The organism is Nitratireductor sp. GISD-1A_MAKvit (assembly GCF_040819555.1).
Classification (GTDB): domain Bacteria; phylum Pseudomonadota; class Alphaproteobacteria; order Rhizobiales; family Rhizobiaceae; genus Nitratireductor.
The window spans coordinates 1,350,440-1,363,881 of sequence record NZ_CP161920.1 but is presented as its reverse complement, the minus strand read 5'-3'; the positions used below and the strand labels follow the sequence as shown (position 1 = coordinate 1,363,881).

Here is a 13,442-nt window from a genome sequence, read left to right as displayed (position 1 = left end):
ATTTCCGCCGAGTTCGTGTACAACAAGCGGAGTCCAGACGGGAGCAGATGTTTCACATGCCGATTTGCCATAAGTCCTTGCTGAAAACCGGCATGGCGTTTTTCGCCATCGCCTTTTCAGTTCCAGCTCTCGCGCACCCCCACGTTTTCGCCGAAGCAAGGCTCGACGTGAATGTCGACGGGAAGGGCAACATCAAATCACTGCATCATGTCTGGCGTTTCGACGACCTGTTCTCAAGCACCGTTCTGGTGGAGTTCGACAAAAATCAGGACCTTGCCCTCAATCAGGAGGAGCTCGAAGACGTTGCAGGCGTGGTCCACACCTCGCTTGCCGATTTCAACTACTTCCAGATGGTCACTCAGGGCGGCAAGGATGTTGCCATGGAGGCGCCGGAGCGCCTCATCGCCGATTTCGTCGACAACCAGCTCATCATTCTGTTCGAATCGAAGCCCGAAAAACCGCTCGCCCTCGGCAGCACGGTTTCGCTCGGTGTCTACGACCCCACTTTCTACACAGCCATCGATTTTATCGAAGACAGCTACATGACCGTCAATGACCTGCCGGCCGGTTGCTCGAAAGCCGTGGTGCGTCCCGATCCCGACGAAGCGCTCGCCCAGAACCAGCAGACGCTGACCGAAGCCTTCTTCGACGACCCCGTGGGCAACGACATGAGCAAAATCTTTGCAACCCGGCTGGAGATCACCTGCAGTAAGGACAGCTGACCCATGGTTCCATTCCGCCGCGTCGCCATCGCCGCCACGGTGCTGACGGTTCTGACAGCCAGCGCCGCTCTGGCGCAGAGTTCACTTGGCATCGGCGCCGCAGAGCCGGCCATCACTCCCACCGGTCCCTTCGCCGGAACGCTGCAATGGATCAACACCCAGCAGCAGGCATTCTACCGCACGCTGACCGGAGCGCTGAAGGCCATGCGCGATGATGGCAGCAATCTCTGGATCCTCATCGGGCTGTCTTTTGCCTATGGCGTCTTTCACGCCGCAGGCCCCGGCCACGGCAAGGCTGTCATCTCCTCCTACATGCTGGCCAACGAGGTCGCGCTGCGCCGCGGCGTCGTCCTTTCCTTCGCTTCCGCCCTTCTGCAGGGGCTGACGGCCATTGTGGTGATGAGCGTCGTCTTTCTGGCGCTTCGCGGCACTTCCATATCGATGACAGACACCGCACGCTTTCTGGAAACCGCCAGCTTCGGACTTGTTGCCCTGTTCGGCGCCTGGCTCCTATGGCGAAAGCTTTCAGTGTTGCTCCGCGGCAGCACCGAAACCACGGCATTGCCGGTTCACAGCCTCTCTGCGGCAAAATCCTGCGATCACACACAACACCACAGTAACGACCACGGCCGCCACCACCAACATGATCACGGCCACGCAGAGGTTTGCCCCTCCTGTGGCCATTCTCATGCGCCAGATCCCACCCTGCTTACGGGGGATCGCTTCGACTGGAAAACGGCGGCAACGGCCATCGCCGCAGTTGGCATTCGCCCGTGTTCAGGGGCGCTCATTGTGCTCACTTTCGCATTCTTGAACAGCCTGTGGGTGGGTGGTGTTCTGTCGGTCATTGCCATGTCCATCGGCACCGCCATCACCGTTTCGGTGCTAGCAACACTCGCCGTCACGGCGAAAAACTGGGCCGTGGCAATCTCCGGCGGAGGCCACATGTCAAATCACGTTCACACCGCCATTGAGGTCGGAGGCGCTACACTCGTCATGCTTCTGGGTCTTGCACTTCTGGCGGCAAGCCTCACCGCCTGAGGCTGAAGTTCAGCCCCGAAAAGGATCAGTCCCGCCTTTTCTGCGCGCGGGCCCGTAGCCAGAAGACACCGAAAAAGGCCAGTACGAACAGCGCAGCAAAAAAGCCCGCAGCCCAGGGCGAATACGCGCCAATGGCAAGCATGAGATGCGGCATGAGAAATGCCACGACACCGAAACCAATGAGGATGATCGCGGCTGCGAGGGCCGCCTTGCGATTGTCCGACACGTTTCACGCCCTTCTGGAAGATTGCATAGTTCCGACCCGAAGCGTTGTCGGATCCGTTGCTTGGACCGGATGCAGCTGAGTTACCCGGAGCTCACCATTACCTCCGCAATTCCTCCAAACGCTGCTTCTGGCGTCCTTCTTTATCGAAGTTGGCTGGATCAAGCCATGCGGCAAATGCACGTTTCAGATACGGCCACTCATGGTCGAGCATCGCAAACCAGGCGGTATCCCGGTTTTCCCCCTTCACCACCATGTGTTGCCGGAACAGCCCCTCAAAGGCGAAGCCGAACCGCTTTGCGGCCTTTCGCGATGGCTCATTGGCAGCGTTGCACTTCCATTCGAGGCGTCGATACCCCAAACGCTCGAAAACATGGCAGGCCGCGAGATAAAATGCTTCGGTTGCCCCCCGATTGCGCGAAAGTCCGGGCCCCCAATAGATGCTCCCAATCTCGATCACGCCGTTCGCCTGATCGATCCGCATCAGCGCCTGCCTGCCTCCAACAACATCCGTCCTCTGATCGAGCACCACGTGAAAAAACGGATCGGCCTTCGCCGCCACCCCGGCAAGCCAGTCCTGGAACTGTGCGCGATCTGCAGGTGGATGCTCCCCCAGCCAGCGAAAGCGCTGAGCAGCATCTGGAACGGCCGATACCGCATAAAGCCCATCGCCATGCTTTTCAGGGTCCAGCGGCTCCAGCCGCACGAAGCGTCCCTCCAGCACCTCGCGTGTGGGACGAGGCCGTGGAGTCCAGTTGGAAAGATCGATATTCACGACGGGTTGCTCCCACAGTTTTCCGCCTGATGGGAAAGCATATCAGAGCGCATATGGACAGAACCACTTCCGCTCCAGGGCTGCACCACGCCTGTGATCCTTGAAAACGCTCGGTGATCTGATGAGGGGAAAGCGGACGGGGCGGCCACTGGTCGGCCGCCCCGTTTCGAACCGTGCTTGGGAGGAGGAAAGCCGATCCGACACTCGAAATCCTAGTCTTCAAATCGTTAACGTTTACTTAACGGAAACGATCAAAACCGATTTATCTTGTGACGATTTCAGGCCCCATAAGGCTATAGGGCAGCCATGTTGACATAGCCGGTACATAGGTCACGAGTATCAGGAAGATAAACAGCACCAGCACAAAGGGTGCGGCCGCACGCACCACCTGGATCAGGCTCATCCCCGTAATGCCGCTCGTGACGAACAGGTTGAGGCCGATCGGTGGAGTGATCATACCGATCTCCATATTCACCACCATGATGATGCCGAGATGCACCGGATCGACCCCAAGCTCCATTGCGATGGGAAACACGACCGGTGCAACGATCAGTAGCAGCCCGGAGGGCTCCATGAACTGACCGCCAAGAAGAAGAAGCAGGTTCACGGCAATGAGAAAGGTGAACCAGGTAAAGCCCGCGTCAACCATCAGGCCGGTTATCGCCTGGGGTATGCGCTCAGCCGTGAGGACATGGGCAAACAGCAATGCGTTGACGATGATGAACATAAGCATGACCGTGGTGCGCGCAGCCTCCACCGTCACCTTGCGGGTTTCCCCGTTGAAAAAGGCACGCAGAAAATTCCGCCCCATCAGGCTGAGATTGCGCCGCCAGATTGGCAGGCTGGCAGCGAGGAGCGCGGTGAGCCCCCTTCCGCCCGCTGTATTGCCGCGCCAAAGCACATAGACAACCATCGCCACCAGCGAAAGAACAAGCCCTGTCAGCGTACGTCCCTGCAGTGTCACCCCCTCCCAGTCCGCAGTCAGAAAGAAGGTCAGGATCATCCAGACAAAGAAGAAGGCGAGCGCGTAAACGGTCGCGGAGAAACCGATGCGCGCGTCAGGTCCGTCATCATCACGCACCCAGTGCTCGCCCTTCATCGGCCCCATGTCACGATAGACGAAAACAGCCACGACAAAGGAATACACGGCAGCGACGGCAGCCGCCTCGGTGGGCGTGAAGACACCGCCATAGATACCGCCAAGAATGATGACGATCAGAAACAGCCCCCAACCGGCCTCCTTCCCACCAGCGATAATCTCGTGGAAGCCCTTCCACTCCTCTGCCGGCAGGTTGCGCACGCGTGCCATCACATAAATGGCGACCATCAACATAAGTCCGGCGACCACTCCCGGCACCACCCCGGCCAGAAACATGCGCCCGACCGAAACATCGGTCGCCGCCGAGTAGACGACCATCACGATGGACGGCGGGATCAGAATGCCCAGCGTGCCGGCATTGGCGATGATGCCGGCAGCGAAGTCCTTGGAATAGCCCACCTGACGCATGCCCGCGATGGCGATGGTGCCAATCGCAACCACCGTGGCGGGCGACGAGCCCGAAAGCGCAGCAAACATCATGCAGGCGAGCACGGAGGCCATGGCAAGACCCCCGCGGAAATGCCCCACCGATGCAATGGCGAAACGGATGATGCGACGGGCCACGCCACCTGTCGACATGAACGCGGACGCAAGTACGAAAAACGGGATGGCGAGCAGGGTATAGTTCTGCGACGCGGTAAAGAGCTGCAACGCCACCGACGATATGGAATCGCTGGAAAAGAACGCGATGATGATGAGCGATGAGAGCCCCAGCGAAACCGCCACGGGCACGCCCATGAAGAGAAGGAACAGGACGAGGATGAAGAGAATGGCGGGTTCCATCGTCCTTACTCCTTCAATGCATCTTTGTTTTCAGCCACCAGGTCCTCCGCCTCATGGCCTGCAATGATCAGATCGCGTTCACCCCGCACAATGCCCGCCACGCCCTGCACGGCGCGGAAGGCGAGAAGCGCCAGTCCGACGGGCAGCATGAGATAAGCCACCCAGCGCTGCACGCGATCCTGCAGGGCCGAATGCCTCCTGCATCCAAAGGGGATAGCGCAGATCGTCGAGCCCGGTGCCCCGGTCGAACATGAATTTCCAGTATCCGATCGCGCCGGTCTGGCGCCAGTTTGTCGAAACATCGGCACCGACGAGCGCCAGCCAGCCAGCGTAAAGGAGAATGAAGGCATAGAGGAACACATAGACCGCACCGAAAATCGCCACACCCTTGAAGAGCCGCGAGGGCAGCTGTCGTATGAAAGCATCGACCCCCAGATGAATGCCGTGCTTCACGCCATAACTCATGCCGAACAGAATCATCCAGGCAAACAGGATCCGCGTAAACTCAAGCGCGCCACCCCAGCCGCTGTTGAAGCCATAACGCGCAACGACCTGCGTGAAGGAAACGAATGTGATTGCAGCCAAGAGAATGGCAAGAACATTCTCTTCAAACCGCCCCACGGCTTCGGGAAAACGCCGCTCCAGAAGAAACAGAACAGCCACGAGAACAACCAGCCCCATCGCGGGCCACAATAGCACCATTGGATTTTCTCCCGGAGAAGAAACCTGCCACAAGACCGCCCGCATTCAGCGGACGGCCCTGCTGGCACGACGAGGGGAGCCGCCGCGCCGGGATTAAAGTCGTGGTCAGGAACCGCTGGACGCAGCAGCCTCGATCAGTTCCTTGCCAATGTCATTCTCAAACTTGGCCCAGACCGGTTTCATGGTTTCAAGCCAGACCGCACGCTGTTCCGGTGTCAATTCCCGGATCGTGCCCTCGGCATCCAGGATGTTCTGCCGGCAATTGGCTTCCTTGTCGGCAACCGCAGCGTTTGCTTTCTCGGTCACATCCTTCACGATGGAAACGAACTGGTCCCGCACGGCTGGATCCAGCCCTTGCAGCCACTCGGTCGATGTCACGAGAAGATAGGCCAGAAGCTGGTGGTTGGTCTGACTGATACCATCCTGCACCTCAAAGAACTTCTGGGTGTAGATGTTGCACCAGCTGTTTTCCTGACCATCCACAACACCTGTCTGCAGTGCCCCGTAAACTTCCTTGAAGGCGAGTTTCTGAGCCGAAGCTCCCATGGCTTCGATCATGGCCACGGCCACGTCCGATGTCTGCACGCGAAATTTCAGCCCTTCGGCGTCTTTCGGCTCCAGAAGCGGCTTCCCGGCAGAAAACTGCTTGAGACCGGAAGACCAGAAACCCAGACCGGTATAGCCTTCATCTTCCATCACGGTCAGCAGACCCTGACCATCATCTGAAGAGGTGAACTTGTTCACCGCATCAAGCGTGGGAAACAGGAAAGGAAGATCAAACAAGCGGTATTTGAGCGTGTAGGCTTCGAACTTCGCGAGCGAGGGCGCCGCCAGCTGCACGTCACCCAGAAGGAGCGCCTCCATCACCTTGTCATCGTCATAGAGTGTCGAATTGGGAAAGACCTCCATGCATGCGGTGCCATTCATCTCGTCGTTCACACGTTCGGCAAGAAGCGTCGCCGCATCACCCTTCGGGTGTCCTTTTTCGGCAACCACATGGCTGAACTTGATGACCATTTCGCCATCGTCGCAATTGGCTTGCGCCTGACCTGCGAACATGACGAGAGATAGCGCCGAGACGGCGCCCATAAGAAGTCGCATGAGGTCTCCTCCACTCTGTTCTCGGTCCGCAGATCTCTGCAGACCAACGCCTGCGGCCTGTCACCGCTTTTTTCTTTTGCCACCGGGCAGGAGCAATCCTGCTGGCCGCGATCATTGCGATTGCATCCTGTGACACGGGAGGAGCGAAAGCAAGCAAGACGCGGACCTCGCCTGCCCATTGTACATTATGCTTTAGTCTGAATAGTCACGCTCATCGGCGATCACCTTGCCGTCGCGCGGCAGGCTTCCCGTCTCTGCGAGAGCTACCCGGCCTCCCACCTTGGTCAACTCGCGAAGGCTCGCCTCGATGGTGGCGAGATCGGGTGTGGTTCCTGAGAACGGCTCCACGTGAAGAACCATGGTGTCGCTCGCCCCCTCCCGGCTCACCACCAGCCGGGCACGCTCGATTTCCACATGCCGGCGGGTCAGCTCGGCAATCTGTCCGGGGTCGACAAACATGCCCTTCACCTTCGTGCGCTGGTCTGCGCGCCCCATCCAGCCCCGGATGCGCATGTTGGTTCGTCCGCAGGGGCTCGTGCCCGGCACAATGGCAGACAGATCACCCGTTCCCAGCCGCACCAATGGATAGGCCGGATTGAGCGAGGTTACCACCACCTCGCCCACCTCTCCGTCCGGCACCGGGTCATCGGTGCCTGGGCGGACAATCTCGACAATCAGGTTTTCATTCACCACCATTCCGGGCAGCGGTGCGCCATCCCGCCCAGTCGTTTCATAGGCGATCACGCCAAATTCCGCGCTCGCATAGCACTGCAGCACGGCCACCCCCCTTGCCCGGTACTCCTCGCGCATGGATGGGAAAAGCGCCCCACCCGAAACGAGGCCGATCCGAAACGACGACAGATCCCTGCCATCCCGCTCCGCCCGTTCGAACATGATTTTGAGGAAATCCGGGGTTCCAGCGTAAACATCGGGTCGAAAAGCCTCTGCCGCCTCCACCTGCAGATCCGTGTTGCCGGTCCCGGCCGGAAAAACGCTGCACCCAAGCGCCCGCGCCCCGCTATCGAGCACGAAACCACCTGGTGTCATGTGATAGGCGAATGCGTTGTGGACCCGCGCGCCAGGCCGCACGCCGGCTGCGAAGAAGGCACGTGCGGCCTGCCACGGATCAGCACCTGCCCCCTGTATTTCCCAAAGCGGCCCTGGCGACATGAAAACCCGGGCCCCCTCCAGTGCATCCGGGTCGACAAAACCGCCAAAGGGGGGATGCGCCTTCTGTTTTTCCAAAAGGTCCGCCTTGCGCAGAACAGGCAGTCGCGTAAGCGCACTCCGATCGACGATCTTCGATAAATCATGCCCCGAAAGCCAGGCCGCCAGCCCCTCGGCCCTGCCAACCGCATTGCTCAAAAAACCGGGAAGCGCCGAGAACAGATCCCGTTCGCGCTCCGCCGGGTCACGGATTTCCAGCGCGTCGAAATGCGGTGACATGGCTCCTCCCAAAGGGTTGTCACCATGTTATCGCAACAATCGCCCCCACCGGGCAAGGCCGACCAAGGTCATGATCCACGCGACCTCACCCTGAAACCCGATCAGGCCGTGCCGCCCGTCCGGTTGAGAACGAAATTCGTTCCATTGGCCAGCGTGCAATTCATCTGACTGCGCGATGCAAGCAGACATGTCGCTGCCGTCTGCCGCTGGCTTTTCAGGGAATAGAAGGACAGCTCGATCGTGCTCGAGTCACGGTGGGTGTATGAGCCTTCGGTCAGCACTTCACCGGTGTCGACCGAACGAGAGCTGAAGCGTCCGCCCTGCAATGTCGAAACAGCGACACCGTCATTGCCCATCCATTGGCCTTCAACGCCCGTCTGTGCCGCGACGCGCCCGCCACCACCGGACATGCCGGTCTGGCAGCCTGCCACCGCCAGTGCAGACATCAATGCCGCAAGCGTCAGTGTTTTGCTTTTCTTCATGGTCCTGGCCTCCTGTCGCACGCCGCGCCCGGCAGGCTGTGCGCCGTCTTGAGATCACACCCACCTCTCGGCAGAGCCGGGCAATGGGCATTTCAATTGCCCGATTTTACCGTTATTGCAAGCGCTGCGCGCACCTTCCCGCTCAGCGCACGAGGATGTTGCGGAACTGCCACGGGTCCTTTTCATCAATGTCTTCTGGAAAAAGCCCCGGCCGTCCTTCGAGCGGCGTCCAGTCCGTATAATATCCTTTCACAGGCCCCAGATAGGGCAGTTGCACCTCAAGGCAACGGCGATAATCGATCTCATCGGCCTCCACGATACCAGCTTCCGGATTCTCCAGAGCCCACACCATGCCGGCAAGCACCGCAGAGGTCACCTGCAGGCCGGTGGCGTTTTGATAGGGCGCGAGCTGCCGGGCCTCTTCAAGCGTCAGCTGGGAGCCAAACCAGTAAGCGTTCTTCTTGTGCCCGTAGAGCAGAACGCCGAGTTCATCCATACCGTCGACAAGCTCGTTCTCGTCGAGAACATGCTGTTGGGGCTGTGGCCTGCCCTCGGCGCCGAACATCTCGTGCAGCGAAAGCACGGCATCATTGCAGGGGTGGTAGGCATAATGACATGTGGGCCGGTAGACCACCTCGTCCTTCTTGTCCCGCACGGTGAAGAAATCGGCGATGGAGATCGATTCATTGTGGGTGACGAGATAGCCATATTGCGGCCCCGGCGTGGGGCACCAGCTGCGCACCCGCGTGTTTGCGCCGGGCTGCTCCAGAAAAATCGCGGCCTTGTTGCCCTTCTTCTGCTTGCGCGCGTTCTTCGGTTTCCATTTCTCATGGGTACCCCAGCCCAGTTCGGCTGGCTGCAGCCCCTCGGCGATGAACCCTTCCACAGACCATGTGTTCCAGAACACGTTCATCGGTTTGGGCGTTTTGGCACGCTGCGTATCGCGCTCGGCGATGTGAATTCCCTTCACGCCGCATTTCTTCATGAGCTTCGCCCAGCCGTCGCGGTCATTCACGCCCGGCTCCTTGAAGTCGATCCCCAGATCGGTGGCGAGATTGACCAGCCCCTGTTTCACGAACCACGACACCATGCCCGGATTTGCACCACAGGTGGAAACTGCAGTGGTGCCTCCGGGGTTCTTCGCTTTTTCCCGGCGCACGGTTTCGCGCAGCGCATAGTTTGTGCGCGAGGCATTGTCGGCCTTGTCATCGAAATAGAAGCCGAGCCACGGTTCAACCACCGTGTCGATGTAGAGCACACCGAGCTTGCGACACAGTTTCATCAGGTCGAGTGACGACGTGTCGACCGACAGGTTTACGCAGAAGCCCTGCCCCTCGCCCTCCGTCAGGAGCGGCTTGAGGAGTTCCTTGTAGTTTTCCCTGGTAACGTGCGCCTGCACAAAGCGGATGCCGCGCTCGTCCAGCAGCCTGCGATCCGCATCGTTGGGATCCACCACGACCATGCGCGACCTGTCGAAACTGAAATGGCGCTCGATCAGCGGCAGTGTACCGCGCCCGATAGAGCCGAAGCCGATCATCACGATCGGGCCGGTGATTTCACCATGAACGGGCCATTTCCTGTCAGCCATTGCGCGCCTCTCATAAACAGAACGGTTAAGCTTCCAAAACACAGAAGCCTGTCACAATAAAGCGCAAATGCCATTCTGGTTCATCAGGAGATGCTATTCCATCAGCCGATCGAGCCCCGGCGCGGTTCGCGAAACGGCACATTCGGTGATCTCTGCTTCAGCCACACCATTGATCACAAACGGATCCTGCGCCACACAGGCTTCCAGCTCCGAACGGTCGCCGCGGGCCAGTATGATGCCCCCTGTGCGCGGCACCTTGCGCCCTGAAGCGACAAACATGCCCTTTTCATAGTTCTCATCGAGCCACGCCATATGCCCTTCCATATGCGGCTCGACCTGCTCCACCGGCACCACATAGCGCAGCGAAACGATAAACATCACAAATCCCCCTTTTCGATCATCGCGAAGCGTGCCTTGAGAAGCGCTTCCTCATACTCGCCATCGGCTGTGGAATCGAACACGACCCCGCCGCCCACATTGTAAACCGCAGCGCCATCGTCAAAGAGCGAAACCGTGCGGATGGCCACGTTAAAGCGCATCGTGCCATCGGGTGCAGCCCAACCGATCGCCCCGCAATAGGCTTCGCGTGGCGCATCCTCCAGCGCATGCAGTATCTCCATCGCCCGGATTTTGGGCGCCCCCGTAATCGAACCACAGGGAAACAGTGCCGCAAGGATCTCGCGCAGCTCCGTTTGGGGTCTGAGCCTGGCGCGCACCCGGCTCACCATCTGGTGAACGGTGGGGTAGGTTTCCACATGGAAAAGCTCCGGCACCTCCAGGGTTCCCACCTCGCTGATACGGGAGATGTCGTTGCGCAGCAGATCAACGATCATGCGGTTCTCCGCCTGATTTTTTGGATCGTTTCTCAGAAACGCTTTTTGCGCCGCGTCCTCCTGCGGGGTCGCACCACGTGGAGCCGTTCCCTTCATCGGCAGGGTCTCGATCCATCCATCGCGCGAGATCTGAAAGAAAAGCTCCGGCGAACGGGATACGATCACCGGCCAGCCAAGATCCACCAGCGCTCCATATCGCACTGGCTGCCGCGCACCGAGCGCATCGAACAGCGCAGCCTTGTCCCCCCGCCATCGCGCTTCTATGGGAAATGTCAAATTCGCCTGATAGCAGTCGCCCGCGCGCAGATGTCCGTGAAGTTGCCTGAAACGACGCTCGTAGTCCGCACCACTCCATTTGGGTTTGGCATCGAAAAGCGCAGCGTCGGCGACAGCCGCCCTTCCAACCGGGCGATCTTCCGGCGGATCGAAAACGCCGAAACACCAGAGCGGACCACGACGCCCTTCAGGCAGAAGCGGTTTCAGTTTGGGTTCCAGAAGGTACCCGGCCTCGTAGGCCATATACCCGGCAAGCCAGAATCCGTCGCGCCGGGCCTTTTCGGCCCGGTCGAGCGCGACGTCAAACGTCTTGGCATCCCACGCGACCAGAAGATCATGCGGGCTGGAAAAATACAGTTCCCGCCCCACACTGTCGTCGCGGATCAGAACCTTGCCGCAATTGTCAGCGGGCATTTGCTTCGACAACCCGGCCTAGCCGTCGAGCGTTTCGAGCTCGTCTATCAGCCCTTCGATAACCGAAAGCCCCTTGCTCCAGAAATCCGGATCGCTGGCGTCAAGTCCAAAGGGTGCAAGCAGCTCCGCATGATATTTCGTGCCACCCGCCTCAAGCATGGCAAAATACTTTTCCTGAAACCCTTCCGGAGCCTGCTGATACACGGCAAAGAGCGAGTTCACCAGACAGTCGCCGAAGGCGTAGGCGTAGACATAGAATGGCGAGTGAATGAAGTGAGGAACGTAGGCCCAGAAGGTCTCATATCCCTCACGCAGCTTCACGGACGGTCCGAGGCATTCCTTTTGCGCCTCAAGCCACAGCTCACCGATCTGGTCCGAGGTCAGTTCACCGTCGCTGCGGCGTTTCGCATGCACCCTGCGCTCGAATTCATAAAATGCGATCTGGCGCACGACGGTGTTGAGCATGTCCTCCACCTTCTGTGCCAGCATGGCCTTGCGCTCGCGCTTTTCAGTCGTGCGATCAAGCAGGGAGCGGAACGTGAGCATCTCTCCAAACACGGAAGCCGTTTCGGCCAGTGTCAGTGGCGTCGGAGCCATCAGCGCTCCCTGTTTTCCAGCCAGAACCTGATGGATGCCATGGCCCATTTCATGCGCCAGCGTCATCACGTCTCGCGGCTTTCCCAGATAGTTTAGAAGCAGATAGGGATGCGCAGACGGCACTGTCGGGTGGGCAAATGCCCCGGGAGATTTGCCCGGACGCACCGGCGCGTCGATCCAGTTGAGATCAAAGAAGCGAGCAGCGATTTCCGCCATTCGCGGATCAAACGCCTGATAGGCGTCGAGCACCGTCTTTTTCGCTTCTTCCCAGCCGATCACCGCCTGTGGTGTCTCGGGCAGCGGGGCATTCCGATCCCAGTGGTTCAGCGCGTCCATGCCAAGCCATTTGGCCTTCATGGCGTAATACCGGTGTGAAAGCTTCGGATACGCCGTGCGCACCGCTTCTGCCAGCGCATCGACCACCGGACGCTCCACCCGATTTGCCAGATGGCGGGAGTCGGCAATATCTTCGAAACCACGCCAGCGGTCAGAGATTTCCTTGTCCTTGGCCAGCGTGTTGGTGATGAGAGTAAACGTTCGCAGATTCTTCGAAAACGTGTCTGCCAGCGCTTCAGCGGCCCTGCGGCGCTTGTTGCCGTCAACATCCTGCAACAGATTGAGTGTCTGCTCCAGGGCCAGTTCCTCTCCGTCCACGGCAAAGCGCAGGCTGGTCATCGTCTCATCGAAGAGCCTGTTCCAGGCACCACGTCCGGTTACCGACTTTTCATGGAAAAGCTGTTCGACACGGTCTTCAAGCTCATAGGGTTTGTCACGCCGGATATCGAGAACCCACGACCTGTAGTGCGCAAGCTTGGCATCGGCCTTGAGCGCAGCCTCGATCGCATCGTCGTCAATCTTGTTGAGTTCAAGCGTGAAGAAGATGAGATGCGCGCTCGCATCTGTCAGTTTTTCCTGCACATCCCCGTAAAGTTTTGCGTGCCGGGGATCCGATGTGTCGCCAGCGTAAAGAAGACCCGCAAAGGAGACGATGCGGCCCATGAGCTCTTCGATTGATTCATAGGCTTCAACGGCTTCGCCCAGCCGCCCCTGTGCTCCCCGGGCCGCTTCGTCCGCCAGCTTACCCTTCCACGCGGCCTCGAACCCTGCGGCTTCAGCCGCCGCACGATCCAGATCACGCTTGAGCTCGGGAGAGTCGATCGCGGGATAGAGGTCAGACAGATCCCATTCTGGCAGATTGCTAAGGTCCGAAACCGCCTTTTCCGCCACATTCGCGGCATCGGTGGCAGCAAGGTGCACGACCCTGCCTGTGTTCTTGGCCATATAATCCTCGTTCAACCGAATTCGGCTGTTTCTTCATGGGGCGAAAGGTTTCGTTCACCGGGATTCTTGAACCCTTGTT

12 protein-coding genes and 1 pseudogene are annotated in these 13,442 nt (G+C 59.3%); 2 read left to right on the top strand and 11 right to left on the bottom strand.

Annotation, left to right across the window (positions count from 1 at the left end):
• Positions 1-56: 56 nt before the first annotated feature.
• Positions 57-722: a DUF1007 family protein gene (locus AB2N04_RS07785; RefSeq protein ID WP_367718123.1), complete on the top strand. Its 666-nt coding sequence runs from the start codon at positions 57-59 to the stop codon at positions 720-722.
• 3 nt (positions 723-725) lie between these two features.
• On the top strand, positions 726-1,763 hold the full coding sequence (locus tag AB2N04_RS07780) for a nickel/cobalt transporter (RefSeq protein ID WP_367718121.1): 1,038 nt from the start codon (positions 726-728) through the stop codon (positions 1,761-1,763).
• 25 nt (positions 1,764-1,788) lie between these two features.
• Here the strand turns inward: AB2N04_RS07780 and AB2N04_RS07775 are convergent, their stop codons facing one another.
• The 11 genes and pseudogenes from AB2N04_RS07775 to AB2N04_RS07725 all read right to left on the bottom strand — a co-directional run bounded on the left by AB2N04_RS07775 (position 1,789) and on the right by AB2N04_RS07725 (position 13,363).
• Complete coding sequence (locus AB2N04_RS07775; RefSeq protein WP_367718119.1) at positions 1,789-1,989, bottom strand: hypothetical protein; 201 nt, start codon at positions 1,987-1,989, stop codon at positions 1,789-1,791.
• A 97-nt stretch (positions 1,990-2,086) separates the two neighbouring features.
• Positions 2,087-2,761 carry a GNAT family N-acetyltransferase gene (locus AB2N04_RS07770; RefSeq protein ID WP_367718117.1) on the bottom strand — a complete coding sequence of 225 codons (675 nt, stop codon included), beginning with the start codon at positions 2,759-2,761 and terminating at the stop codon, positions 2,087-2,089.
• Between the two features lie 262 nt (positions 2,762-3,023).
• Entirely contained in the window at positions 3,024-4,643 is a 1,620-nt protein-coding gene (locus AB2N04_RS07765; RefSeq protein WP_367718116.1) for a TRAP transporter large permease, read from the bottom strand.
• A gap of 5 nt (positions 4,644-4,648) precedes the next feature.
• Positions 4,649-5,345: pseudogene (locus AB2N04_RS07760) on the bottom strand (TRAP transporter small permease).
• A gap of 105 nt (positions 5,346-5,450) precedes the next feature.
• Positions 5,451-6,446, bottom strand: coding sequence for a DctP family TRAP transporter solute-binding subunit (locus AB2N04_RS07755; protein WP_367718115.1), 996 nt, complete (start codon positions 6,444-6,446; stop codon positions 5,451-5,453).
• Positions 6,447-6,638: 192 nt separating this feature from the next.
• Entirely contained in the window at positions 6,639-7,892 is a 1,254-nt protein-coding gene (locus AB2N04_RS07750) for a phenylacetate--CoA ligase family protein (RefSeq protein ID WP_367718113.1), read from the bottom strand.
• A 101-nt stretch (positions 7,893-7,993) separates the two neighbouring features.
• Complete coding sequence (locus tag AB2N04_RS07745) at positions 7,994-8,374, bottom strand: hypothetical protein (protein ID WP_367718111.1); 381 nt, start codon at positions 8,372-8,374, stop codon at positions 7,994-7,996.
• Positions 8,375-8,516: 142 nt separating this feature from the next.
• On the bottom strand, positions 8,517-9,962 hold the full coding sequence (locus tag AB2N04_RS07740; RefSeq protein WP_367718110.1) for a homospermidine synthase: 1,446 nt from the start codon (positions 9,960-9,962) through the stop codon (positions 8,517-8,519).
• Between the two features lie 93 nt (positions 9,963-10,055).
• Entirely contained in the window at positions 10,056-10,340 is a 285-nt protein-coding gene (locus AB2N04_RS07735; protein WP_367718108.1) for a YciI family protein, read from the bottom strand.
• Positions 10,340-11,485: an aminodeoxychorismate synthase component I gene (locus AB2N04_RS07730; RefSeq protein WP_367718107.1), complete on the bottom strand. Its 1,146-nt coding sequence runs from the start codon at positions 11,483-11,485 to the stop codon at positions 10,340-10,342. Before AB2N04_RS07730 ends, AB2N04_RS07735 begins: the two co-directional genes overlap by 1 nt.
• Before the next feature lie 18 nt (positions 11,486-11,503).
• Positions 11,504-13,363 carry a M3 family oligoendopeptidase gene (locus AB2N04_RS07725; protein ID WP_367718106.1) on the bottom strand — a complete coding sequence of 620 codons (1,860 nt, stop codon included), beginning with the start codon at positions 13,361-13,363 and terminating at the stop codon, positions 11,504-11,506.
• Positions 13,364-13,442 lie beyond the last annotated feature (79 nt).